Origin of the sequence: Shinella sp. M27, assembly GCF_049199905.1 — a bacterium.
In the GTDB taxonomy this organism is placed as follows: domain Bacteria; phylum Pseudomonadota; class Alphaproteobacteria; order Rhizobiales; family Rhizobiaceae; genus Shinella.
In genome coordinates this window covers 9,203-32,724 of sequence record NZ_JBLZPK010000068.1, presented here as the reverse complement: position 1 = coordinate 32,724, position 23,522 = coordinate 9,203, and the positions used below count along the sequence as shown (strand labels likewise).

Below are 23,522 nucleotides of genomic sequence, written 5' to 3'. Positions count from 1 at the left end.
GCGCGATGCGCCCTCGGGTGCTTTTTGGCTTTGCGTCTTGTTTTTGCCGCTGATGACACCGACGTTTCCGCCACGAACGGAAACAAGAAGGAAGACGTGATGTTTGAAACACTCCAGGACCGCCTTGGCTCCATTCTGAATGGACTGACAGGCCGTGGCGCGCTTTCCGAGGCCGATGTCTCGGCGGCGCTGCGCGAGGTCCGCCGTGCGCTTCTGGAAGCGGACGTGGCGCTGGAAGTGGTGCGTTCCTTCACCGATGCGGTGCGTGAGAAGGCCGTCGGCGCTGAGATCCTGAAGTCGATCAAGCCCGGCCAGATGGTCGTCAAGCTGGTGCATGACGAGCTGGTCTCGATGCTCGGTTCCGAGGGCGTTTCGGTCGATCTCAATGCCGCCGCTCCCGTCGTCATCATGATGGTCGGTTTGCAGGGCTCGGGCAAGACGACCACGTCGGGCAAGATCGCCAATCGACTGAAGACGCGCGAGAAGAAGAAGGTCCTGATGGCCTCGCTCGACACGCGCCGTCCGGCCGCGCAGGAGCAGCTGCGCCAGCTCGGCGTGCAGACCGGCATCGACACGCTGCCTGTTATCGCCGGCCAGTCGCCGACCGATATCGCCGCGCGTGCCGTGCAGGCCGCAAAGCTCGGCGGCCATGACGTCGTCATCCTCGACACCGCCGGCCGCACCCATATCGACGAGCCGCTGATGATCGAGATGGCGGAGATCAAGCGGAAGTCCAATCCGCATGAAATCCTGCTCGTCGCCGACGCGCTGACCGGTCAGGACGCCGTCAACCTCGCCCGCAATTTCGACGACCGCGTCGGCATCACCGGCCTGGTACTCACCCGCATGGACGGCGACGGTCGCGGCGGTGCCGCCCTTTCCATGCGCGCCGTCACCGGCAAGCCGATCAAGCTGATCGGCGTCGGCGAAAAGATGGGCGAGCTGGAGGAATTCCATCCCCGCCGCGTCGCCGACCGCATCCTCGGCATGGGCGACATCGTCTCGCTCGTCGAGAAGGCGGCGGAGAATATCGACGCCGAGAAGGCGGCTGCCATGGCCGCCAAGATGGCCAAGGGTAAGTTCGACCTGAACGACCTCGCCGACCAGCTGCGCCAGATGCAGAAGATGGGCGGCATGGGCGGCATCATGGGAATGATGCCCGGCATGGCCGGCATGAAGGACAAGATCTCCGCTGCCGGCCTCGACGACAAGCTATTCGGCCGCCAGATCGCGATCATCAACTCGATGACCAAGGCCGAGCGTGCCAACCCCGACCTGCTCAAGCATTCCCGCAAGAAGCGCATCGCCGCCGGTTCCGGCACGGATGCGGCCGACATCAACAAGCTTCTGAAGATGCACCGCCAGATGGCGGACATGATGAAGATGATGGGCGGCAAGAAGGGCGGCATGATGAAGCAGATGATGGGCGGTCTTGCCAGCAAGATGGGCCTCGGCGGCGGCATGGGCGGCATGCCGGACCTTTCCAGCATGGACCCCAAGCAGCTCGAAGCGCTCGCCAAGCAGGCGGAAGCCGCCGGCATCAAGCCGGGCAGCCTGCCGGGTCTCGGTGGTGGCGGCGGTCTGCGCCTGCCCGGTCTCGGCGGTGGCCTTCCGGGTCTTCCCGGCCTGCCGAAGAAGAAGTGAGGGGTTGAGCCATGACGATCGATCCGAAGATTAGGGAACAACTGGGCCAATACCGGCAGTCGATCGACAATATCGACGCTGCCCTTGTGCATATGCTCGCCGAACGCTTCCGCTGCACCCAGGCGGTGGGCGTGCTGAAGGCGACGCATGAACTGCCGCCGGCCGATCCGGCGCGCGAGGAATACCAGATCGAGCGCCTTCGCCGCCTGGCGAAGGATGCCAATCTGGATCCGGATTTCGCGGAGAAGTTTTTGAACTTCATCATCCGCGAGGTGATCCGGCACCATGAAGCCATTGCCGCTGAACACAGCGGCGCAAACCAGAACACCCCCGCGTAAACCAAGACGCGGGTTCACCACATCCAAGGAGTAATGACATGTCCCTGAAAATTCGTCTCGCCCGCGGTGGCTCCAAGAAGCGTCCGTACTACCAGATCGTCGTTGCCGACGCCCGCTCGCCGCGTGACGGCCGCTTCCTCGAGAAGCTCGGCGCCTGGAACCCGATGCTCGGCAAGGACGACGCAAACCGCGTTCAGATCGACGCCGACCGCGCCAAGGAATGGCTCGCCAAGGGCGCCCAGCCGACCGACCGCGTTGCCCGCTTCCTCGACGAAGCCGGCGTTGTGAAGCGCGACGCCCGCACCAACCCGGAAAAGGCAAAGCCGGGCAAGAAGGCGCTCGAGCGCGCTGCCGAGAAGAAGCAGAAGGAAGAAGACGCCGCTGCTGCCGCCGCCGGCGAATAATTCTTCGCATCATCCTTTTGAAGCGGGCGGCGTGTTTCATGCCGCCCGTTTTCATTTGCGTCTGCGCCACCGCCGCTCACGCACTTTTGCTGGAATTGCTCTAGGAGCCTCGGCTGAGACGTCGTATGAGGCTTCACACGAACGCTCGGAACGAAACCATGGCGAAACTCGAAAATCCCATCCTTATGGGCACGATCGGCGCGGCCCAGGGCCTGCGCGGCGAAGTCCGTGTGAAATCCTTCACGATCGACCCCACGGCGATCGGCGATTACGGCCATCTGCACACAGCCGACGGCCGGTCCTTCGAGGTGCTGGAAGTGCGCGAGGCGAAGAACGTCGTCGTGATACGCTTCCGCGGCGTCAACGACCGCAATGCCGCCGAGGCGCTGAACGGCACCGACCTCTATATCGAACGCGACAACCTGCCGGATGACGAGCTGGATGAGGACGAGTTCTTCTATGCCGATCTCGAAGGGCTGGAAGCGGTCGACACGCAGGGCCGCAGCCACGGCACGGTGACCGGTATCTTCGATTTCGGTGCCGGCGATCTGCTGGAGCTGAAAGGCCCCGGCAAGCGGCCGGTGCTCATTCCTTTTTCCGAAGCCGCCGTGCTGGAAATCGATGTCGAGGGTGGGCGTCTGGTGATCGACGCGATCGCCGCCGGCCTCGAGGAAGAAGAGCAGACCGGTCCCGGCAGCCGGCGCCGCCGCCCGCCGGAAGACGACGGGGAATAACGTGGCTTTCCGCGCCACTATATTGACCCTCTATCCGGAGATGTTTCCCGGCCTGCTTGGCCAGTCGCTCTCCGGAAAAGCGCTTTCGCGCGGTGACTGGGCACTGGATTGCGTGCAGATCCGCGACTTCACCACGGACCGCCATCGCACCGTCGACGATACGCCGGCCGGTGGGGGCGCGGGCATGGTGCTGAAGCCGGATGTGCTGGCCAAGGCCATCGATCATGCCTCGGAAGGCGACAACCGTCCGCGCCTGCTGATGAGCCCGCGCGGCAAGCCGCTGACGCAGCAACGCGTGCGCGAACTGGCGGCCGGGGACGGCGTCATCGTGGTCTGCGGCCGTTTCGAGGGCGTTGATCAGCGGGTTATCGACGGGCGTGCACTCGAAGAAGTGTCGATCGGCGACTACATCCTCTCCGGCGGAGAGCCGGCGGCGATGATCCTCATCGATGCCATCGTGCGCATCCTGCCCGGTGTGATGGGCAATACTCTCTCGGGCGAGCACGAGAGTTTCGAGGGCGGGCTGCTGGAGCATCCGCACTACACGCGTCCGCCGGTCTGGGAAGGCCGCGAGATCCCCGGCGTGCTGACCTCGGGAAATCACGCGGCCATTGACCGGTGGCGGCGCGAAGAGGCGGAAAAACTGACGCGTGAGCGCCGACCGGATTTGCTGTCTCAGCCCGTCACGAAATAATAGATCGTCAGCGCGATGCCGACTGCGACCACCAGGCCGCGGATGACCGGTTGCGGCACGCGCCGCGCCGCCCAGACACCGGACCAGCCGCCGAGCGCGCCGGCCGGCACCATGACGGCAGCCTGCGGCCAGCCAACGACCTTGCCGCTGGCGAAGACGACGATGGCGACGCCCGCGATGACGACGGCCAGGAAATTCTTCAGCGCATTGAGCCGGTGATAATCGCCGCCCTTGGTGAGGCCGAGCACGGCCAGCATCATGATGCCCATGCCCGCACCGAAGAAGCCGCCATAGATCGAAGTGACGAACTGACCGGCCAAGCCGAGCGGCGAGACCGGCGTTTCCGCATGCAGCGTCTTCGGCTTGAGATAGGGGCCGGCTGCGAAGATGACGGTCGCGGTGAGCAGCAGCCACGGTACCAGTGCGCGGAAGGACGGATTGTCGAGCGAAAGCAGCAGCAGTGCACCGGCAAGGCCGCCGATAAGCGACAGCGCGCCGAGGAGGGCCGCCTCCTTCCAGTCGGCCTTGATTTCCTTCGCATAGGCGAGGGAGGATGTGACGTAGCCGGGGAACTGGGTGATGGAGGAGGTGGCGTTGGCGACGATCGGCGGCAGGCCGGTCAGCGTCATGGCGCCGAAGGTGAGGAAGGTACCGCCGCCGGCAATGGCGTTGACCACGCCGGAGAGATAGCCCGCGGCAAACAGCAAAATGGCATCGGCAATGGTCATGGCACTCCTCGCGGACAACGACCATCGGCCGCTGTCTCCTCCTGCAAAGCGTGATATCGTGGTGCCGTGAGGCCGGCAAGGCCGGAAAAACCGCCATTCCCAGGCGGATTCTTTTGTCCCTAGGGGATGACAAACGGCTCTACCTGGTGTATTGGCCCGCACGGATTTAGGATTGGGACCATTGAACCGGCCCCGGTCCTGCCGACCTGCAATCAAAGAATGGCGAACCCGCTCCGTCCGGCAACGGACTACCCTCACGAGGCATGACCTCATAAGGTGACCGTCGAGCGCTCTGGCTGTTTCAGAAAAACCGAAGGTTTGAACCGATGAACATCATCCAGCAGCTCGAAGCCGAACAGGCCGCGAAGATCGAAGCCAAGCGCCAGCTCCCGGAATTCTCCCCGGGTGATACCGTCCGCGTCAACGTGCGCGTCACGGAAGGCACGCGTACCCGCGTCCAGGCCTATGAAGGCGTCTGCATCGCCCGTTCCGGCGGCGGCATCAACGAGAGCTTCACCGTCCGCAAGATCTCCTACGGCGAAGGCGTCGAGCGCGTATTCCCGGTTTACTCGCCGCTCGTCGAAGGCGTCGAAGTCGTCCGCCGCGGTAAGGTCCGCCGCGCCAAGCTCTACTACCTGCGCGATCGTCGCGGCAAGTCGGCTCGTATCATCGAGAACACCGGCACGCGCGCCCGGAAGCTGAACGACGCCGAGCGCGCCGCGATTGCCGAGGAAAAGGCACGTCTGGAAGCCGAGAAGGTCGCAGCCGCACAGGCGCTCGCCGCTGAAAAGGCCGCAGCTGAAGCCGCCGAAAAGGCCGCTGCCGCTGAAGCCGCAAAGGCTGCTGAAGCCGCCGCCGAATAATCCGGCAGCCGCATTCCAATATTTCGAAGCCGTCGGCCTTGGCCGGCGGCTTTTTGTTTTACGGAAAAGCCTTTGCGCGCAAGTGTCGTGCTTGCTTCACCGCCTGAACCTGTGACAGTGTTCCGCCGCCACAATTCAGGAGCATATTTTGATGTTTTCCCGCCGCACCGTCCTTGCAGGCCTCGTCGCCGCTGCCCTCATGCCCGCTGTAACGCTTGCCTCGGACCTTCCCGACCTCGGCGGCAAGTCCGTCGTCGTCGTCACGGAAAACGCCTATCCGCCGCTGCAGTTCGTCGATCCCAAGACCGGCAACCAGATCGGCTGGGAATATGATGCGATGAACGAGATCGCCAAGCGGCTGAACTTCAAGGTCGAGTACCAGAACACCTCGTGGGACGCGATGATCCAGGCCGTCTCCGACAACCAGTACAATATCGGCATGACCGGCATCACCATCAAGGATGACCGCAAGGAGAAGGTCGACTTCTCCGATCCCTATATGCGCTCGCAGCAGTTCATGCTGGTGCGCGCCGATGAAAGCCGCTTCACCGATGCCAAGACCTTCGGCGCCTTCAAGGATGGCCTGATCGCCGCCCAGCCGGGCACCTCGCCCTTCTACACTGCCGTCTATGAAATCCTTGACGGCAACGAGCAGAACCCGCGCATAAAGCTGTTCGAGACGTTCGGCGCGACCGTGCAGGCTTTGCAGGCCGGCGACGTCGATCTCGTGCTGACCGACAGTGTCGCGGCCAAGGGCTATGTCGATGCCTCCGGCGGCAAGCTGAAGGTCGTCGGCGGCCCGCTCGGCACGGAAGACTTCGGCTTCATCTTCCCGAAGGGCTCTGATCTTGTCGCGCCCATCAATGCGGCGATCGCAGCCCTCAAGGCGGACGGCACGCTCGATGCGCTGAACAAGAAGTGGTTCCTCGACTACAAGATGGGTCAGTGACGACCGGTCATGGCTCCCGTTTCGTCTAACGCCGGCAAGGGCGACTATCCCTGGTGGCTGGTCGCCTTGGCCGTGATTGCTCTGGGGATTGCTGGCGTTATCGTCGCCAATGATCTCTATATGCAGGTTTTCGGCGTCGTGCTGAAGGGGCTGTGGGTCACTGTTTTCGTGACCCTCGTTGCCTTTCTGCTCGCCACCCTGCTCGGCCTCGGCGTCGCCCTGATGGCGCTTTCGGAGCACAAGGCGCTGCGCCAGATCGCCCGCTTCTATACGGAGGTCATCCGTGGCGTGCCGATCCTGGTGCTCTTGTTCTACATCGCCTTCGTCGGTGCGCCGGCGCTGGTGGCGGTGATCAATTTTGTGATCAGCCCGCTGGTTTCGGCCGGTTATGCCGAGCCCATGCTGGTGCGCGATCTCTCCCTGATGTGGCGGGCGATCATCGCGCTGATGATCGGCTACTCCGCCTTCATCGCCGAGGTTTTTCGCGCGGGCATCCAGTCCGTGGACAAGGGGCAGGTGGAGGCGGCCAAGGCGCTCGGCTTGTCGCGCTTCCAGCGCTTCCGGCTCGTCGTCTTTCCGCAGGCGGTGCGCGTCATCCTGCCGCCGCTCGGCAACGACTTCGTCGCGATGGTGAAGGATTCGTCCCTCGTCTCCGTGCTGGGCGTCGCCGATATCACGCAGATGGGCAAGGTCTACGCCTCCGGGTCCTTCCGGTTCTTCGAGACCTATTCCATCGTCGCCTATGTCTATCTGATCCTCACCATCGGCCTGTCGCTGGCGCTTCGCGGCTTCGAAAGGCGCATGCGCCGGGCCACCTGAGCGTTATTGCCGGGCAAGGATGATCAGGCGGTCGCCGGCATCGAAGGACAGCTTTTCCGACTTTACCGGATTGACCACGACCCCGCCCATGCTGCGCGGGTCGTGACCGGCGGTGGTCGCGCGGCTGTAGCCGAGCGCCACTTCGCCGCGGATGAGGGCGGCGAGCGTGACGGTGTAGAAATTCACCGGCCGGTCGATGGCGATATAGTCGGTGACCGGGCGCATGTAGATTTCCGAACCGTCCTCGTCGAGCAACTCGTCGAAAATGTCGGCCATCAGCTCGTTTTCCGAGGCTTGCGCCAGCATCAGGCTGACCAGCTTGTTGCTGACGACGAAATCGTCGGCGCGGGTGACGGCGGCGAGGTTGCGGTTGCGCACGTCGATCATCTCGCTGACGATGCCGATATGCTGGTTTGCGGCGTCGGCGATCTTGCGCAGTTGGAGCAGCGTCACCAGCGTCGTTGTATCGGCCGGCTGCGGCGCCATGTCGTCGCTGTAGCCGAGCACCAGCACGTGGTCGTAGGACGGCACGTCCAGCGCATCGAGGGCCGCGCGGTTCGTCGTATCGATGACGGCGGAGCGGACGGTGAGGTTTTCCTTGAGGTACGACAGTCCGGCCACCTCGGCCTCGAGGCCCGGCCTGTTGGCGGCGATCAGCAGTTCGGAACCGGGCGCCACATAGCGCGACAGCTCCTGCGCGATGATCGGCCCGCGGCGGTTCCAGCCGAGCAGCAGGGTGCGTTCCGGTCCTTCCGTGTGCTGCACGGGCGGGCGCACGATCTCGCGGTCGACGTCGAAATCACCGGTGCGCGGCTTGATGGCGGCATCGTCCTCGGCGATCAGGATCGCCCGCTCGCCGGCGACGATGACCCGGTTGTTCGGCGGATTGAGATGCACGACGCCATCGAGGTCGCAGAGGCCGATCAGCGTCGAGGTATCGTAAGCCATCACGGCATGACCGAAGGACTTTCCGACCAGTGCCGGCTGCTCGAGGGCGTAGATTTCCGAACCGTCGAAATCCAGCAGTTCCGTATAGACCGCCGAGAGGCCGGCCTGGCGCGAGGAGCTGACGACGATGCGCGAGATCAGCTCGTCGGCCAGCACCAGCTGGAGCTCGGAACCGCCGACGATGCGGGCGACCTCGGCGTTCTTGGCGTCGCGGATCTCGGCCGCGATCTGGTAGGGGTCCTTGCGGCGCTCGGGATCGTTGACGAGCGCCAGCACGGTCTTGATGACCTCGGAATCGGCATAGTCGCTTTCCGGCGAGAGTACGATGATCGAGCGCGAGGCCTGCGGGTTGACGATATTGACGTCGTAGAGGTCGGTCGGGTCGCCGCTGCGGCAGATGACGCGCGTGTTCTTGAGATCGGCGATCTTGTCGGCGATCTCGTCTTCCATCTCCACCTTGTCCTTGTGCGCCATGATGACGATGCGCGGATTGCGCCGGCTCTCATTGGCGATGACCAGTTCGGAGATCACGTCGAAGATCGAGGGCGACCAGTTGAAGATGATCGTATGGTCCTTCTCCAGCACATGCGAGCGGCCCTTGCGCAGCTCGTCCAGCTTCTCGTCGAGACCGGAGGAGAGCACGCCGATAAGGGCGGAGAAGACGAAGATGCCGGCGACGGTGACGACGAGCGAGACGCCGCGGAAGCTCCAGCCGGCATCGCCGCCCATCGTGCCGGCATCCATGGTGCGCATCAGCGATTCCCAGGATCCCTCGATGAAGGAGACGGACGAGCCGCCTTCGGGCGCGATGCCGGTCAACGCCAGGAACAGGCCCGCGATGATGATGACCACCAGCGAGATCACGGCCAGCCAGCCGATCAGGGCGATCGGTCCCGCCGCCATGCTCTTGTCGAACTGGTAGCGCAGGCGGTCCCGCCAGGTAATCGTCTTCATATCTGTCCCCTAAAGCCGGCTTCCCGCCGGATACGTCTATCGAGTGTCAAAAATTCCGGGTGGCGGCAAGGAGGCGGGCTGGAAATTTTCGGAAGAAGCGTAAACGGCGGCGCGTCGCGCCAACTTGCCGCGCTGTCAAAAAATCGTTATATGCGAGCCTATGGAATCCAAGTTCGGATGCACGGAAAAGCATGTCGTCGTGCTGCAGGATCACAAGCGCCTGCCGGCACGCTTCTTTGCGCGCGTCTTCGGGGCGCTTATCAGCCGTCTATCCTGATCGCTCGCGGTCCAGCAGCCTCGCGCTGTCGATTTCCCTTTCCCAAACATGCCAGACGGATGAAAAGCCATGAGCGCACCCCGTACCCTCTATGACAAGATCTTCGACGACCACATCGTCTCCCGCCAGGAAGACGGCACCTGTCTTCTCTACATCGACCGTCACCTCGTTCACGAAGTGACGTCGCCGCAGGCCTTCGAAGGCCTGCGCATGACCGGCCGCAAGGTCCGCGCGCCGGAAAAGACACTCGCCGTCGTCGACCACAACGTTCCGACCTCGCCGGATCGCCATCAAGGCATCAAGAACGAGGAAAGCCGCATCCAGGTCGAAGCGCTTGCCAACAACGCGGCCGAATTCGGCGTCGAATATTACTCGGAAAAGGACGTGCGCCAGGGCATCGTGCATATCGTCGGCCCCGAGCAGGGTTTCACGCTGCCGGGCATGACCATCGTCTGCGGTGACAGCCACACCTCCACGCATGGTGCGTTCGGCGCACTGGCGCACGGCATCGGTACGTCCGAGGTCGAGCATGTGCTCGCCACCCAGACGCTGATCCAGAAGAAGGCGAAGAACATGCTGGTGCGTGTCGACGGGAAGCTCCCGGACGGCGTCACCGCCAAGGACATCATCCTCGCCATCATCGGCGAGATCGGCACGGCCGGCGGCACCGGCCACGTTATCGAGTTCGCGGGCGAAGCCATCCGTTCGCTGTCGATGGAAGGCCGCATGACGATCTGCAACATGACAATCGAAGGCGGCGCCCGCGCCGGCCTCATCGCGCCCGACGAAAAGACCTTCGAATACATCAAGGGCAAGCCGCGCGCCCCGAAGGGCCAGGCGCTGGACATGGCGATCGACTACTGGAAGACGCTTTACACCGAAGAGGGCGCGCATTTCGACCGCGTGGTCGTGCTCGATGCCGCCAACCTCCCGCCGATCGTTTCCTGGGGCTCCTCGCCGGAAGACGTCGTCTCCATCGAAGGCGTCGTGCCGAACCCTGACGCGATCGAGGACGAGACGAAGCGCACCTCCAAGTGGCGCGCGCTCGACTATATGGGCCTGAAGCCGGACACGAAGATCACCGATATCGCGATCGACCGCGTCTTCATCGGCTCCTGCACCAACGGCCGCATCGAGGACCTGCGCGCCGTCGCCGCCGTCGTTGAAGGCAAGCAGGTGGCCTCCACCGTCAGCGCCATGATCGTTCCGGGCTCCGGCCTCGTGAAGGAGCAGGCGGAAGCCGAAGGTCTCGACAAGATCTTCAAGGCTGCCGGTTTCGACTGGCGCGAGCCGGGCTGCTCGATGTGCCTTGCCATGAACGACGACCGCCTGAAGCCGGGCGAGCGTTGCGCCTCCACCTCGAACCGCAACTTCGAGGGCCGCCAGGGCTTCAAGGGCCGCACGCATCTTGTGTCGCCCGCCATGGCCGCGGCCGCCGCCATCGCCGGCCACTTCGTCGATATCCGCACGTGGAACTGATCACGGTTCCATCGCCGTAAAATGCAAAAAGGCCGGGAGAAATCCCGGCCTTTTTCGTTTGCGCCGTTCAGGCTGGGGCACGCCGGAAAGCGGGCAGGGAAAGGCCGAGCGCGACGAGGAGCAAGGCAGTGGCCACGGTGAACGTCACCTCCATGCCGGTCGCGACGGCGGCGGGGTCGGCGCCGGCAAGATCCCTCGCGCCGACGGCGGCGGTGAAGATCGCGCCCATCAGCGAGGCGCCGGTGATGAGGCCGAGATTGCGCGACAGGTTGAGCAGGCCCGAGATGACGCCGCGTTCGTCGGCGGCGATGCCCGTCATGACGGCGGCATTGTTGGCGGCCTGGAACAGCTGGTAGCCGGGCGTCAGCACGACGATCGCCGCGATATAGCCGGGCAGGCCGAACAAGGCGGAGAGCACGGGCAGGCCGGCCGCGCCGGCCGCCATCGTGGCAAGTCCGGCGGCAACCATGGGGGCCGCACTGAGACGATCGACGAGGCGTCCGGCCAGCATGCCGGTCAGAACGGACACGACGGGGCCGACCGCCAGCACGAAGCCGACCTCCGCCGGGCCGAGGCTGAGCGTGCGCGACAGGTAGAACGGCCCGACGACGAGCGTCACCATGATGACGGTCGCGACGAGGATGTTGGCTGCGAGGCTTGCGGGAAAGCCGGGGCGGCGGAAGGCGGCTGGGCGGATCAGCGGAAAGGCGGTTCGGCTCTGTCTGACGACGAACAGGACTGCACCGACGACGGCCGTCGCGACGAGGGCGGCGTTCACAACTCCGACGCGGCCTCCGCCGGCCGTCATGGCGAGCGCATAGGCGGCAAGCGATACCGCGAGCAGCAAGGCGCCGACGAGATCGAAGCGGGCAGCGGTGGCGGCCTTGCGGTCGGCGGGCAGGAAATGCCGCATGAGGACGAAGGCGGCGATACCGAAGGGCACGGCGACGAGGAAGATCGACGGCCAGCCGAAGGCGGAGATCAGCAGGCCACCGAGCGAGGGGCCGAGTGCGGTGCCGACCGCCGACATCGTGCCGAGCAGGCCCATCGTGCTGCCGATGCGCTCCTTCGGTACGGTCTCGCTGACGAAGGCCATGGCCAGCGCCATCATGGCCGCCGCTCCCGCGCCTTGAACGGCCCTGACGGCGATGAGGAAGGGCAGCGACGGCGAGAGGCCCGCCAGAAGCGAGGCGGCGGAAAACACCGCAAGGCCCGCCAGCAGCAGCCGGCGGCGGCCGAAGAGATCGCCGAGGCGGCCGATGCCGGCGATCAGCACGGTGCTGGCGAGCAGATAGGCGAGCACGACCCACTGGACATGCGGGAAGGGCGCGGCGAAGTGCAGTGCCAGCGTCGGCAGGGCGACATTGGCGATGCTCGTGCCGAGCGAGGATAACAGGATGGCGAGCGACAGGCCGGCAAGGGCTCCGACCCTGTTCCGGTCCGCCGTTAAGGTTTCTCTGTCTTGCATGGAGCTGCTCCTTGGTTCTCCAGAGCAGCTAGGCCTTTCCCTGATAGGGCGGAATGCGCATGGATTGCACTATATTCGTGCGCCTGACGCCATATCATTCTCCGGCCGGCATGTTAGGATCATGCATGTCCCGGCCCGATCTCAATCTTCTCGTGACGCTTGACGTGTTGCTTGCCGAAGGCAGCGTCGCAAAGGCCGCCCGGCGGCTCCGGCTCAGCCCTTCGGCGATGAGCCGCGCGCTGGCGCGGCTGCGCGACGCCACGGGCGATCCGCTGCTGGTGCGGGCCGGGCGCGGCCTTGTGCCGACGCCGCGGGCGGTAGAACTTCGCCAGCGGGTCGGGCAGATCGTGCAGGACGCGGAGGCGCTGCTGCGGCCGGCCGAGATCCTCGACCTCAAGACCCTTTTGCGGACGTTTACCCTGCGCAACCGCGAGGGCTTCGTCGATACATATGGGCCGGCGCTGCTGGCACGCGTGGCGCTCGAGGCGCCGGGCGTGACACTGCGCTTCGTGCCGAAGCCCGACAAGGAAAGCACGCCGCTGCGCGACGGGATCGTCGATCTCGAAACGGGCGTGATCGGCGAGGAGACGGGGCCGGAGGTTCGCGTCCAGGCGCTCTTCCGCGATCGTTTCATCGGCATCGTGCGCGACGGGCATCCGCTGCTCGACGGGCCGATCACGCCGGAGCGCTACGCGGCCGGTGGCCATATCCTCGTCTCGCGCGGCCGGCGCGATCGCGGGCCGGTCGACGAGGTGCTGGCGCTGAAGGGATTGTCGCGCAGCATCGCCGTGACGGTGCCGAGCTTTACCGAGGCCGTGACGCTCGCGAAAAATTCCGACCTGATTGCGCAGGTCTCGGATCGGTCGACGCTGTCGTTTCGCGACGGCGTAGCGTCCTTCGCGCTGCCGGTCGATCTGCCTGACTTCACCGTTTCGCTGCTCTGGCACCCGCGCATGGATGCCGACCCGGCGCATCGCTGGCTGCGCGCGTGCCTTCGCGAGATCTGCATTGGGCCGTGATGGGGGGCCGTGACTTTCGGCCAGAACAATGCTAAAGGGCCGGCAACTGGGCCGTAAGCCGCACTTCCCGGCATTTCCTGGCCTGCAATGAACTTCAGTCGAGCATGGACCGCCGTGGCGCAAAAGCCTGCGCCGGCGCTGCCTGTTCTTGAGGATTGACCCGATGGCAAGCATGGATTTTCTCAACACCGCCGACCCGGTCAAGGCGCCGGTCGTCCGCACCCTCCCGGCCGCCGAAAAGCCGACGCTGATCGGTCTTTCTCGCGAGGACATGGGCCGCGCGCTGGTGGAGAAGGGCGTGGCCGAGCGCCAGGTGAAGATGCGCGTCAGCCAGCTCTGGCACTGGCTCTATGTGCGCGGCGTCTCCGATTTCGACGACATGACCAATGTCTCCAAGGACATGCGCGAAATGCTGAAGACGCATTTCACCATCGCCCGCCCGGAGATCGTCGACGAGCAGATTTCCAATGACGGCACGCGCAAGTGGCTGCTGCGTTTTCCCGCGCGCGGTGCCGGCCGTCCGGTCGAGATCGAGACCGTCTACATTCCCGAAGAGGGCCGCGGGACGCTGTGCATTTCCAGCCAGGTCGGCTGCACGCTCACCTGTTCCTTCTGCCACACCGGCACGCAGAAGCTGGTGCGCAACCTGACGGCGGAGGAAATCCTCTCGCAGCTCCTGCTGGCCCGCGACCGGCTAGGCGACTTCCCGGACCGCGACACGCCTTCGGGCATGATTGCGCCTGCCGAGGGACGCAAGGTCTCCAACATCGTCATGATGGGCATGGGCGAACCGCTCTACAATTTCGAGAACGTCAAGACGGCGCTGCTGATCGCCACCGACGGCGACGGCTTGTCGCTTTCCAAGCGCCGCGTGACGCTGTCCACCTCGGGCATCGTGCCGGAAATCTACCGCACGGGCTCCGAGATTGGGGTGATGCTGGCGATCTCGCTGCATGCCGTGCGCGACGAGCTGCGCGACATGCTCGTGCCGATCAACAAGAAGTATCCGCTGAAGGAGCTGCTCGACGCTTGCCGCGCCTATCCGAGCCTGTCGAACGCCCGCCGCATCACCTTCGAATATGTGATGCTCAAGGACGTCAACGATAGCCTTGAGGATGCCAAGCTGTTGACCCAGTTGCTCAAGGGCATTCCCGCAAAAATCAACCTCATCCCGTTCAATCCCTGGCCGGGCACGAACTATCAGTGTTCGGACTGGGAGCAGATCGAGCGTTTCGCCGATTTCATCAACCAGGCCGGCTATGCCTCGCCGATCCGCACGCCGCGCGGCCGCGATATCCTCGCCGCCTGCGGCCAGCTGAAGTCGGAATCCGAGCGCATGCGCAAGGTCGAGCGCATGGCCTTCGAGGCCATGATGATCGTCGGCCACGGCGAGGATGACTGAGGCGGTTTTGCCGCAGGCATCTATCAGAAAATGTGATTGATGAAGCGCTTTCCAAGAATTGATCTGAAGGGCCGTTTTGCCTAGAAACGCCCTGAAATCATTCCAGGGAGACCCTTCATGCGTCAACTTCTCCTCGCTCTCGCGGCCACGGTCGCGATTTCTCTTCCCGCAAAGGCCGAAGAGGTCACGGTCGCCGTGACCGCCATCGTCGAACATCCGGCGCTTGATGCGGCCCGTGACGGCGTCAAGGAAGCGCTGGAAGCGGCCGGCTACAAGGAAGGCGAGAACCTGAAGTTCATCTACGAGTCGGCGCAGGGCAACCCCGCGACGGCCGCGCAGATCGCCCGCCAGTTCGTCGGCGAGGACCCGACCGTGATCGTGCCGATCTCCACCCCCTCGGCGCAGGCCGTCGTCTCCGCGACGAAGGACATCCCGGTCGTCTTCACGGCCGTTTCGGACCCGCTTGGCGCACAGCTCGTGACCGATATGGATAAGCCCGGCGGCAACGTCACCGGCCTTTCCGACCTGTCGCCGGTCGCCGAGCACCTGGCCCTCATCAAGGAAATCCTGCCGAACGCCAAGACGATCGGTTTCCTCTACAATTCCGGTGAGGCGAATTCCGTGTCGCTGCTGGCCGTTCTCAAGGCCGAAGCCGAGAAGGCCGGCCTGACGGTCGTCGAATCCGCCGCCACCAAGTCCGCCGAAGTGCAGGGTGCGGCGCGTGCCCTCGTCGGCCGTGCTGATGCGATCTACGTGCCCACGGACAACACGATCATCTCCGCTCTGGAAGGTGCCGTCTCCGTTGCCGAGGAAGCCAAGCTCCCGCTCTTCACCGCCGACACGGATTCCGTTTCGCGCGGCGCCATCGCGGCCCTCGGCTTCAACTACAAGGATGTCGGCAAACAGACGGGTGAAATCGTCGTGCGCATCCTCAAGGGTGAAAACCCCGGCGATATCGCCGTGAAGGTTGCCGCCGGTACCGACCTCGTCGTCAACAAGGGTGCGGCCGCCAAGATGGGCGTCACCCTGCCGGAAGCTCTCGTCGGCCGCGCGACCCGCGTGATCGAATAAGCTTCGGTCCGACATTGTTATCAGGAATCAACCGCTGCCGGATCGCCGGCAGCGGTTGATCTGTTAAAAAGACCCATCCCGCACACCTGCGGAACGGGTGAAAAGAGAAAGCCGAGAGCCGTGAGCCTGATTGCCTTCTGGGGTGCCGTCGAACTGGGGCTGGTCTATGCCTTCGTCGCCGTCGGCGTTTACCTTGCCTTCCGCGTGCTTGATTTTCCTGACCTCACTGTGGACGGATCCTTCCCGCTCGGTGCCGCCGTTACGGCGGTGCTGATCATCGCGGGCGTCAACCCCTGGCTTGCCGCTTTCGTCGCCATGCTGGCCGGCGCCGCTGCCGGCCTCGTCACGGCGATGCTCAATGTGCGCTTCCGCATTCTCAATCTGCTCGCGTCGATCCTGACGATGATCGCGCTGTTCTCGGTGAACCTGCGCGTCATGGGCAAGCCGAATGTCGCGCTGATCAATGCCGAGACGATGCTGAGCCCGTTCTTCGGCCATGGTCTCAGGGATTTCTACGTCCGGCCGCTCTTCATCTTCGTGCTCGTCGTCATCGCCGTCGTCCTCGTCTGGCGCTTCCTGGAAAGCGATGCCGGTCTTTCGATGCGCGCGACCGGGGCGAATGCCCGCATGGCCCGCGCACAGGGTGTCGATACCAACCGCCAGATCTATTTCGGCATTGCGCTCTCCAACGCGCTGGTCGCCCTCGGCGGCGCGCTCTTTGCCCAGACCAACGGCTTTGCCGACGTCACCTCCGGTGTCGGCACCATCGTCGTCGGTCTTGCCGCCGTCATCATCGGCGAGACGCTGTTCGGCACACGCGGTATTCTGATGGCGTTGATCGGCTGCGTGCTCGGCTCGATCCTTTACCGCATCGCCATCCAGCTTGCGCTGTCCTCCGACGTGCTCGGCCTGCAGGCCTCCGACCTCAATTTCGTGACGGCGCTGCTCGTCACCGTGGCGCTCGTCCTGCCGCGCCTTCGCCGCGGAGGAGCCGCCTGATGATCTCCGTTTCCGATATCAAGGTCACCTTCGGCAAGGGCACGCCGCTGCAGAAGCAGGCGTTGAACGGTGTCAGCCTCACCATCGAGCAAGGCCAGTTCGTCACCGTCATCGGCTCGAACGGTGCGGGCAAGTCGACCCTGCTCGGCGTTCTTGCCGGCGATGTCATTGCCACGGAAGGCCAGGTGAAGATCGGCACAGCCGACGTCACCCGCCAGGGCACCGCCGCCCGCGCCGGTCGCGTCGCCCGCGTCTTCCAGGACCCGCTGACCGGCAGCTGCGGCGCGCTCTCCATCGAGGAAAACCTGGCGCTCGCCGCCCGCCGCGGTGAACGCCGCGGCCTGTCCTCGGCGCTCGGCCCGCAGCGTCGCGCCGTCTTCCGCGAGCGCATCGCCGAACTCAATCTCGGCCTCGAAAACCGCATGCGCGACCGTATGGATTTGCTCTCCGGCGGCCAGCGTCAGGCCGTCTCGCTGGTCATGGCCACGCTCGCCGGTTCCGATGTGCTGCTGCTCGACGAACACACCGCGGCCCTCGACCCCGGCATGGCCGAATTCATCATGACCCTCACCCAGAAGATCGTCTCCGAGCGCAAGCTGACGACGCTGATGGTCACGCATTCCATGCGCCAGGCGCTCGACTACGGCCACCGTACCGTCATGCTGCATGGCGGCGAGATCGTGCTCGACGTGGCGGGCGACAACCGAAAGAACCTCCAGGTCGAGGACCTGATCGCGATGTTCCGCAAGATGCGCGGCCAGACGCTGGACGACGACGCCCTGTTGATCGGCTGAGGCGCCCATTCTGTCACAATTGAACAAAGGCCGGCTGCACGCACAGCCGGCCTTTGTCGTTATATGCTTTGTTTCCAGCGGCTTGAATATGAAGCTCGAAGGGGCGTCCCGCAGTAACAAGGCTGCAACAAAACTGTCGCAGACCATCGCTATAGAGAAGCTTCCGGAGGAGCGAACACGCGGCTCTACGCCGCTCTGGTTTTTGTCTTAACCGCATTGTCCGACGCCGAAGCGATGCCGCTTCGGCTGGAAATGCTCTAGAGGGCGAATGTGATGCGGGCTATGGCAATGGAAGCGCTGAAGGCGGTCTATCGATACGCGCGCATTCCCCTCGACAGGTTTCGTCCGTCCGAAGAACCCTTGCGTGTCCTTTTCGTGCGCAGGGCGCCGAAAGAAGTGCTGCGGCAATATTTCCCCGGTGAGCGGGTTCGCTCGCGGGATGGCGGGCCATCACGGTGGGAGTTCTACACGAAATGGGCGCCCTGGCTGCTGGCCGATGGCCGGGCGCGTGTCTATCGTGCGGGTAGCCCGCTTCCGCGTTTTGTCCAAGCGTTCTGTGCGCGCTTCCGCATCCCCACCGTCGATCTCACGCAGACCCGTCCGGATATCCCGACAAGCTTCCTGACGGTTCTGCCGTCCGGGGGACGTGCATCGACGGATGCCGAGCGGTCGATACCGTCCTGGTTCCAGTCCCGTCCGACGCTTCACACGAAAATGGCGCTGGCATCCGGCAAGCCGGTCTTTCTCTATGTGCCGTGGATTGCCGAACACGGCGATGCCCTGATGAGCCGCATCGAGGATCCGGCCTACGAGATCCTGCCCTTCGACATCATGAAGGATGTCGACAACAATGAGAACCGCCGCAACATCCTGCGGTTCGCGCGCTCTCATCCCGATCTCTACCGCCAGATGGTGGTGCGCCGGCTGGTGCCGATCCGCTCGGCCATTGCGGGCGTGATCGTGACCTTCGACTGGGCGCCGGTTATGCGGATCATCGTGAGCGTCTGTCAGGAACTCGGCATCCCGACCATCCTGATTCCGCATGAATCGGTCTTCGTCGACCGGAGCAAATATTATTGGGATCCCTCCAGCCATGCCTCGATCCCGCTTTCGGATGTGATTCTCGGCTGGGGCAGCCTGCAGAAGGATATTTTTGTCGAGCGCGGCTATCCCGCCGAGCGCTTCCGGATCGTCGGCGCGCCGAAATTCGATACCTATTACGACTATGAACCGATGCTGACGCGGGCGCAGTTCGCGACGCTGTTTGGCCTGAATCCCGAAAAGAAGATCATCCTTTTCGCTTCGCAGCCGCTGGATTCGCAGCTCGATACCACCCGGGCGCGGGAATCGCAGCGCGCCGCCATCGCCGACCTGCTGCGGTATTGCGAGACCAACAACGCACAGCTCATCGTCCGGCTTCCACCTTCCAAGGACGATATTCTCGGCCTCGTCCTTCGAAACGCGATCCTGCAATCCGCCTATGCGGCCTTCGATGACGCGACCTGCTATCTCGTCGCCCCGGAGGAAGCGCTGTTCCATTGCGATATCGTGACCTCGGTCAACAGCACGATGCTATTCGAGGGGCTGCTGCTCGGACGCTGCGCGCTCTCGCTGAAATATGTCGAATTCGCGCAGTTCTGGGACCGGGCCGGCATTCCGGTCGTCCGTTCGCTGGAGGAAGCCGCACCGGTTCTCGACCGGATGCTGGCTGGCCGCTGGGAACGGGACGAGGATGGAATGCAATGGGCGGCGGATATGTTCGGCATCGGCGCGTTCGATGGCCAGGCCGCACCGCGCATCCGCTCTTTCCTATCGGATATGGTTTCAGGGACGATTGCGCCGTCCGCCGCGCCCACGCCCATACAGAAGCTCGCCTCCGGGCAGATGCTGGATGTCGCCGCCGTCGACAGCAACGACGAACTCCTCGGCACGGCACATTATTTCCTGCCGAAACTTCTCAATATCCGCGCGCTGAAAAGCAGCCTTGGAAAGAGCCTCATGGAAATGGCCTCGGTCGAGGCGTTCTTCCAGGTCGGCCTCAAGGGGCGGGACGCCAAGGAACAGCAGCGCACGGCGCGGCTGCTCGGCAAGCCGGTCGTGATCCTCGAGGAGGGGTTCATCCGCTCGTTGAGCACGGGTGTTGCCAGCGAGCCTGCCCTTTCCGTGATCATCGACGACACGACCGCCCATTACGACGCGACGCGCCAGTCCGGTCTCGAGCGGGTGCTCGAGCATGGACGTGTCCTCAGCAACATTGAACGGCGCCGAGCTTTGGCCGCCATCCGCAAGATCGTGGAGGCCCGTATATCCAGATATAACCACGCGCCGGATATTCCCCTGCAGGTTGGGCGGCCCGGTCGGGCGAAGCTGCTCGTCATCGACCAGCGATACGGCAATGAGTCCGTCGAATTCGGCCTCGCCGACGAGCGGGCGTTCGACCGGATGGTGAAGGACGCGCTTGCCGGCTATCCGGACCACGACATCATCGTCAGCGGCTATGTCGATCCGAGCGGCCGGGGCAAGCGGGGCTATTTCGACAGGAGCCTGCCGCAGGTGCCGGCAAAGGATCGCGACCGGGTCTTCTTCATTCAGGAAGACAGCAACCCCTATGCCCTGATCGATCTCGCCGAAATCGTGTTCGTCGTCTCGTCACTCACCGGCTTCGAGGCCTTGATGGCCGGCCGTCACGTTCACTGCTACGGCGCGCCCTTCTATGCCGGCTGGGGCCTGACCGTGGATCACTGCGCAACCGGAAGGCGCAGTCGCAAGCGCACGATCGAGGACGTCTTCCACTTCGCCTATATCGAGGCGTCGCGCTACGTGAACCCGCAGACCCATGAGCGGATCGACGTCGAGGAACTGATCGATTTCGTGAGCCGTAAGAAAGCAGAACTCGCCCCTGGCGGTAGATCTCCCTTGGTCCGCTTGCCGCAGCATCAGAGCCTTGCCGCGCTCAGCGTGATGCCTGATGTCACCGCGCCTGCGTGAGCAGGATCTTGGCGGCGAAAACCGAGAACACGCCGGCGAAGGTGTAGTCGATGCCGCGCAGCACTTTGGGGTTCCGCTGGAGCCAGGCGGCGAGTTTGTCGGCGCCGAGGATGACGAGGATGTTCACCGGCATGCCGATGGCGATGAAGAGCAGGCCGAGCACGATCAGCTTGCCGGTGACGTCGGGGTCGCCGGCCGAGATGAACTGCGGCAGGAAGGTCATGAAGAAGATGATGACCTTGGGGTTCAGCAGGTTCACCCAGAAGCCGGAGGAGACGTTCGCCAATGCTGTGCCGCGCGGGCCGGCTGCGGCCTTCACCGTAAAGGTCGAGCCGTAGCGGACAGCCTGCACGGCAAGCCACAACAAGTAGGCGGCGCCACCGGTCTTCAGGATCAGGAAGGCGGTCGGCGAGGCGGTGATGAGTGCGGAAATGCCGAAGGCGACGAGCAGCGTGTGCACGACGATACCGAGGCTGGTGCCGACCACCACGTAAAGGGCCGGACCGCGGCCCTGTGACAGCGCGCGGCTGATCGACAGCGTCATGTCGGGGCCGGGTGTCATGGCCAGAAGCAGGCTTGCGGCCGTGAAGGCGAGGAACGTCGGAAGCGTGGGCAGGAAATCCATGGCGAAGCCTGAAAGCCGGAGTGGGAGATGCCATCCCTAACCCGGCTTTCCCGCAATGACCAATCAAGCTTTGTGATGGTCTTTTACCGGTCTTCCAGGAAGGTCCTGAAGGCTTCAGCATAGTCCTTGTGCCAGCGCGAGAGCGGCGGGCGGTTTTCGATGATATCGCCGATCGCCCAGGCCATGCGGTTTTCGTCGAGTTTGCGCGGCACGTCGTTGTCCGGGCAGAGGATATAGAAGTCACCGCGTGCAAGGCTTTCCAGCATGAAATCGACGGTCTGGGCCGACGTCCAGGCGGCATCGGGTTTTTCCGTGCGGTCGCCCTTGGTGAGCGCCGTATAGACGAAGCCGGGGATCAGCAGATGCGCGGAGAGTTTCGCACCCTCGGTGTTGCGCAACTCGTGCTGGAGCGCTTCGGTGAAGACCTTCACGCCTGATTTAGAGACATTGTAGGCGGGGTTGCCGGGCGGTGTGGTGATGCCCTGCTTGGAGCCGGTGTTGATGATGAGGCCGGGCTCGCCATGGGCCAGCATGTTCGGCCCGAAGACCTGCGTGCCGTGGATGACGCCCATCAGGTTGACGGCGAGGATGTGGTCCCAGTTGGCCTCGGCGCTGAAGATCGAGGTGTCCGGCTGGATGCCGGCATTGTTCATCAGCACATGGACCCGGGCGAAACGCTGCTGGACGGCACGCTCCAGCGCTTCCAGCTCGTGGCGATGGGCAACGTCCGTCTCCACCGCCATGACGTTCGCTTCGCCGGCGATGGCTTCGAGCTCGACGCGGGCTTCGGCGAGCTTATCGGCATTGCGATCGGCGATCGTCACGAACATACCGGCCTCGGCAAAGCGCCGCGCGGCAGCAAGGCCAATGCCGGAGGCGCCACCGGTGACGACGGCGACGTTGTCTTGCTTGATGATGTCCTTGAGGTCGGTCATGGTTTCATCCCCTTCCATGGTCCTGTCCTGCGCAATATGGGGTCGCTTGCGGCGGCGTCAAACCCTGCTTGCGTTAGGATGCGACGGTGCCCGCCCTTGCGTCACGCGCCAATCTCGCTAAAAGTGCCCGCGACACCGGGCCTTCGCGGGTCTTCCGCGGCCCTTCCATGCAACGGACCTCATCATCATGGCATCACATAAAGACGTGAAGAAAGTCGTTCTCGCCTATTCCGGCGGCCTCGACACCTCGATCATCCTGAAGTGGCTTCAGACCGAACTCAACGCCGAAGTCGTGACCTTCACGGCCGATCTCGGCCAGGGCGAAGAATTGGAGCCGGCGCGCAAGAAGGCCGAGATGCTGGGCATCAAGGAGATTTTCATCGAGGACGTGCGTGAAGAATTCGTGCGCGATTTCGTCTTCCCGATGTTCCGTGCCAATGCGGTCTATGAAGGCGTCTACCTGCTCGGCACGTCGATTGCCCGCCCGCTGATTTCCAAGCACCTGATCGAGATTGCCGCCAAGACCGGTGCCGATGCCATCGCGCATGGCGCGACCGGCAAGGGCAACGACCAGGTCCGTTTCGAGCTTTCGGCCTATGCGCTGAACCCCGACATCAAGATCATCGCGCCCTGGCGCGACTGGTCGTTCAAGAGCCGCACACATCTGCTCGAATTCGCCGAAGAGCACCAGATCCCGGTTGCCAAGGACAAGAAGGGCGAAGCGCCGTTCTCCGTCGATGCGAACCTGCTGCACTCGTCCTCCGAGGGCAAGGTGTTGGAAGACCCGGCCGTCGAGGCCCCGGAATATGTGCATATGCGCACCATTTCGCCGGAAGCCGCACCCGACAAGGCGACGATCATCAAGGTCGGCTTCGAGCGTGGTGATGCCGTCTCGATCAACGGCGTGCGCATGTCGCCGGCAACGCTGCTGGCCGCGCTCAACAATTACGGTCGCGACAACGGCATCGGCCGCCTCGACCTCGTGGAAAACCGCTTTGTCGGCATGAAGTCGCGCGGCGTCTACGAGACGCCCGGCGGCACGATCCTGCTGGCCGCGCACCGCGCCATCGAGAGCATCACGCTCGACCGCGGTGCTGCGCACCTCAAGGACGAGCTGATGCCGCGTTACGCCGAGCTGATCTATTACGGCTTCTGGTTCTCGCCGGAGCGTGAAATGCTGCAGGCGCTGATCGACAAGAGCCAGACGCATGTTGAAGGCGAAGTGACGCTGAAGCTCTACAAGGGCAATGTCATGGTTATCGGCCGCGAATCGGACAAGTCGCTCTATTCCGACAAGCTCGTCACCTTCGAGGACGACCAGGGCGCCTACGACCAGAAGGACGCCGCCGGCTTCATCAAGCTGAACGCGCTGCGCCTGCGCACCCTCGCC

The 23,522-nt window shown here is 64.0% G+C and carries 21 protein-coding genes; 16 read left to right on the top strand and 5 right to left on the bottom strand.

Translation table 11 applies throughout. From position 1 onward, the window contains the following. Positions 1–99: 99 nt before the first annotated feature. The 5 genes from ffh (at position 100) to trmD (ending at position 3,814) form a co-directional block, all read left to right on the top strand. Entirely contained in the window at positions 100–1,644 is a 1,545-nt protein-coding gene (gene ffh / locus ACOZK4_RS25350; RefSeq protein WP_421594439.1) for a signal recognition particle protein, read from the top strand. Positions 1,645–1,655: 11 nt separating this feature from the next. Then, positions 1,656–1,982: a chorismate mutase gene (locus ACOZK4_RS25345; RefSeq protein WP_313532006.1), complete on the top strand. Its 327-nt coding sequence runs from the start codon at positions 1,656–1,658 to the stop codon at positions 1,980–1,982. Between the two features lie 38 nt (positions 1,983–2,020). Beyond that, on the top strand, positions 2,021–2,386 hold the full coding sequence (gene rpsP / locus ACOZK4_RS25340) for a 30S ribosomal protein S16 (protein ID WP_313532004.1): 366 nt from the start codon (positions 2,021–2,023) through the stop codon (positions 2,384–2,386). Between the two features lie 158 nt (positions 2,387–2,544). After that, positions 2,545–3,120 carry a ribosome maturation factor RimM gene (rimM, locus tag ACOZK4_RS25335; RefSeq protein ID WP_313532003.1) on the top strand — a complete coding sequence of 192 codons (576 nt, stop codon included), beginning with the start codon at positions 2,545–2,547 and terminating at the stop codon, positions 3,118–3,120. Between the two features lies 1 nt (position 3,121). Then, the gene (trmD, locus tag ACOZK4_RS25330) at positions 3,122–3,814 is read left to right on the top strand and encodes a tRNA (guanosine(37)-N1)-methyltransferase TrmD (protein ID WP_421594438.1); all 693 of its coding nucleotides are present in this window, start codon (positions 3,122–3,124) and stop codon (positions 3,812–3,814) included. Here trmD and ACOZK4_RS25325 read toward each other — a convergent pair. Continuing rightward, entirely contained in the window at positions 3,796–4,542 is a 747-nt protein-coding gene (locus tag ACOZK4_RS25325) for a sulfite exporter TauE/SafE family protein (RefSeq protein WP_421594437.1), read from the bottom strand. The two genes, trmD and ACOZK4_RS25325, sit on opposite strands and share 19 nt — an antisense overlap. 326 nt (positions 4,543–4,868) lie before the next feature. Here ACOZK4_RS25325 and rplS point away from each other — a divergent pair, with 326 nt between their 5' ends. The 3 genes from rplS (at position 4,869) to ACOZK4_RS25310 (ending at position 7,173) form a co-directional block, all read left to right on the top strand. Next, the gene (gene rplS, locus ACOZK4_RS25320; RefSeq protein ID WP_314089983.1) at positions 4,869–5,405 is read left to right on the top strand and encodes a 50S ribosomal protein L19; all 537 of its coding nucleotides are present in this window, start codon (positions 4,869–4,871) and stop codon (positions 5,403–5,405) included. A gap of 151 nt (positions 5,406–5,556) precedes the next feature. Further along, positions 5,557–6,354 (top strand): basic amino acid ABC transporter substrate-binding protein, encoded by a 798-nt coding sequence (locus ACOZK4_RS25315; RefSeq protein ID WP_421594436.1) that lies wholly within the window; start codon positions 5,557–5,559, stop codon positions 6,352–6,354. Positions 6,355–6,363: 9 nt separating this feature from the next. Then, a complete protein-coding gene (locus ACOZK4_RS25310; RefSeq protein ID WP_421594435.1) occupies positions 6,364–7,173 on the top strand; it encodes an amino acid ABC transporter permease in 810 nt (269 codons plus the stop codon). Positions 7,174–7,176: 3 nt separating this feature from the next. Here the strand turns inward: ACOZK4_RS25310 and ACOZK4_RS25305 are convergent, their stop codons facing one another. After that, the gene (locus ACOZK4_RS25305) at positions 7,177–9,075 is read right to left on the bottom strand and encodes a CASTOR/POLLUX-related putative ion channel (protein ID WP_421594434.1); all 1,899 of its coding nucleotides are present in this window, start codon (positions 9,073–9,075) and stop codon (positions 7,177–7,179) included. Positions 9,076–9,421: 346 nt separating this feature from the next. On the opposite strand from ACOZK4_RS25305, the gene leuC reads away from it, so the two are divergent. Beyond that, positions 9,422–10,831, top strand: a complete 1,410-nt coding sequence (leuC, locus tag ACOZK4_RS25300) for a 3-isopropylmalate dehydratase large subunit (protein WP_421594433.1) — start codon at positions 9,422–9,424, stop codon at positions 10,829–10,831. Positions 10,832–10,898: 67 nt separating this feature from the next. Here the strand turns inward: leuC and ACOZK4_RS25295 are convergent, their stop codons facing one another. Then, positions 10,899–12,299 carry an MFS transporter gene (locus ACOZK4_RS25295; RefSeq protein ID WP_421594432.1) on the bottom strand — a complete coding sequence of 467 codons (1,401 nt, stop codon included), beginning with the start codon at positions 12,297–12,299 and terminating at the stop codon, positions 10,899–10,901. A 125-nt stretch (positions 12,300–12,424) separates the two neighbouring features. Between ACOZK4_RS25295 and ACOZK4_RS25290 the strand changes: the two genes are divergently transcribed. The 6 genes from ACOZK4_RS25290 (at position 12,425) to ACOZK4_RS25265 (ending at position 20,572) form a co-directional block, all read left to right on the top strand. Further along, on the top strand, positions 12,425–13,318 hold the full coding sequence (locus ACOZK4_RS25290; RefSeq protein WP_421594431.1) for a LysR family transcriptional regulator: 894 nt from the start codon (positions 12,425–12,427) through the stop codon (positions 13,316–13,318). 172 nt (positions 13,319–13,490) lie between these two features. Then, entirely contained in the window at positions 13,491–14,720 is a 1,230-nt protein-coding gene (gene rlmN / locus ACOZK4_RS25285) for a 23S rRNA (adenine(2503)-C(2))-methyltransferase RlmN (RefSeq protein ID WP_421594454.1), read from the top strand. Between the two features lie 117 nt (positions 14,721–14,837). Beyond that, the gene (locus ACOZK4_RS25280; RefSeq protein WP_421594430.1) at positions 14,838–15,791 is read left to right on the top strand and encodes an ABC transporter substrate-binding protein; all 954 of its coding nucleotides are present in this window, start codon (positions 14,838–14,840) and stop codon (positions 15,789–15,791) included. Between the two features lie 120 nt (positions 15,792–15,911). Further along, positions 15,912–16,790, top strand: coding sequence for an ABC transporter permease (locus ACOZK4_RS25275; protein WP_421594429.1), 879 nt, complete (start codon positions 15,912–15,914; stop codon positions 16,788–16,790). Continuing rightward, entirely contained in the window at positions 16,790–17,584 is a 795-nt protein-coding gene (locus ACOZK4_RS25270) for an ABC transporter ATP-binding protein (RefSeq protein ID WP_314089962.1), read from the top strand. Before ACOZK4_RS25275 ends, ACOZK4_RS25270 begins: the two co-directional genes overlap by 1 nt. Positions 17,585–17,857: 273 nt before the next feature. Continuing rightward, the gene (locus tag ACOZK4_RS25265; protein WP_421594428.1) at positions 17,858–20,572 is read left to right on the top strand and encodes a hypothetical protein; all 2,715 of its coding nucleotides are present in this window, start codon (positions 17,858–17,860) and stop codon (positions 20,570–20,572) included. Here the strand turns inward: ACOZK4_RS25265 and ACOZK4_RS25260 are convergent. Next, positions 20,556–21,197: a LysE family translocator gene (locus tag ACOZK4_RS25260; protein ID WP_421594427.1), complete on the bottom strand. Its 642-nt coding sequence runs from the start codon at positions 21,195–21,197 to the stop codon at positions 20,556–20,558. The two genes, ACOZK4_RS25265 and ACOZK4_RS25260, sit on opposite strands and share 17 nt — an antisense overlap. 83 nt (positions 21,198–21,280) lie before the next feature. Continuing rightward, positions 21,281–22,132, bottom strand: a complete 852-nt coding sequence (locus ACOZK4_RS25255; RefSeq protein WP_421594453.1) for an SDR family NAD(P)-dependent oxidoreductase — start codon at positions 22,130–22,132, stop codon at positions 21,281–21,283. Between the two features lie 187 nt (positions 22,133–22,319). Between ACOZK4_RS25255 and ACOZK4_RS25250 the strand changes: the two genes are divergently transcribed. Next, the coding region (locus tag ACOZK4_RS25250; protein WP_421594426.1) for an argininosuccinate synthase at positions 22,320–23,522 on the top strand (1,203 nt) is incomplete at its 3' end.

What these genes read in the sequence shown, in the direction of transcription:
- ACOZK4_RS25290 (WP_421594431.1), top strand. Translation starts at nt 12,425, where the DNA reads ATGTCCCGGCCCGATCTCAATCTTCTCGTGACGCTTGACGTGTTGCTT.
- ACOZK4_RS25280 (WP_421594430.1), top strand. Translation starts at nt 14,838, where the DNA reads ATGCGTCAACTTCTCCTCGCTCTCGCGGCCACGGTCGCGATTTCTCTT.
- ACOZK4_RS25265 (WP_421594428.1), top strand. Translation starts at nt 17,858, where the DNA reads ATGCGGGCTATGGCAATGGAAGCGCTGAAGGCGGTCTATCGATACGCG.
- ACOZK4_RS25345 (WP_313532006.1), top strand. Translation starts at nt 1,656, where the DNA reads ATGACGATCGATCCGAAGATTAGGGAACAACTGGGCCAATACCGGCAG.
- ACOZK4_RS25255 (WP_421594453.1), bottom strand. Translation starts at nt 22,132, where the DNA reads ATGACCGACCTCAAGGACATCATCAAGCAAGACAACGTCGCCGTCGTC.
- ACOZK4_RS25310 (WP_421594435.1), top strand. Translation starts at nt 6,364, where the DNA reads ATGGCTCCCGTTTCGTCTAACGCCGGCAAGGGCGACTATCCCTGGTGG.
- rpsP (WP_313532004.1), top strand. Translation starts at nt 2,021, where the DNA reads ATGTCCCTGAAAATTCGTCTCGCCCGCGGTGGCTCCAAGAAGCGTCCG.
- ACOZK4_RS25305 (WP_421594434.1), bottom strand. Translation starts at nt 9,075, where the DNA reads ATGAAGACGATTACCTGGCGGGACCGCCTGCGCTACCAGTTCGACAAG.
- rimM (WP_313532003.1), top strand. Translation starts at nt 2,545, where the DNA reads ATGGCGAAACTCGAAAATCCCATCCTTATGGGCACGATCGGCGCGGCC.
- ffh (WP_421594439.1), top strand. Translation starts at nt 100, where the DNA reads ATGTTTGAAACACTCCAGGACCGCCTTGGCTCCATTCTGAATGGACTG.
- leuC (WP_421594433.1), top strand. Translation starts at nt 9,422, where the DNA reads ATGAGCGCACCCCGTACCCTCTATGACAAGATCTTCGACGACCACATC.
- ACOZK4_RS25315 (WP_421594436.1), top strand. Translation starts at nt 5,557, where the DNA reads ATGTTTTCCCGCCGCACCGTCCTTGCAGGCCTCGTCGCCGCTGCCCTC.
- ACOZK4_RS25260 (WP_421594427.1), bottom strand. Translation starts at nt 21,197, where the DNA reads ATGGATTTCCTGCCCACGCTTCCGACGTTCCTCGCCTTCACGGCCGCA.
- ACOZK4_RS25325 (WP_421594437.1), bottom strand. Translation starts at nt 4,542, where the DNA reads ATGACCATTGCCGATGCCATTTTGCTGTTTGCCGCGGGCTATCTCTCC.
- rplS (WP_314089983.1), top strand. Translation starts at nt 4,869, where the DNA reads ATGAACATCATCCAGCAGCTCGAAGCCGAACAGGCCGCGAAGATCGAA.
- ACOZK4_RS25295 (WP_421594432.1), bottom strand. Translation starts at nt 12,299, where the DNA reads ATGCAAGACAGAGAAACCTTAACGGCGGACCGGAACAGGGTCGGAGCC.
- rlmN (WP_421594454.1), top strand. Translation starts at nt 13,491, where the DNA reads ATGGATTTTCTCAACACCGCCGACCCGGTCAAGGCGCCGGTCGTCCGC.
- ACOZK4_RS25270 (WP_314089962.1), top strand. Translation starts at nt 16,790, where the DNA reads ATGATCTCCGTTTCCGATATCAAGGTCACCTTCGGCAAGGGCACGCCG.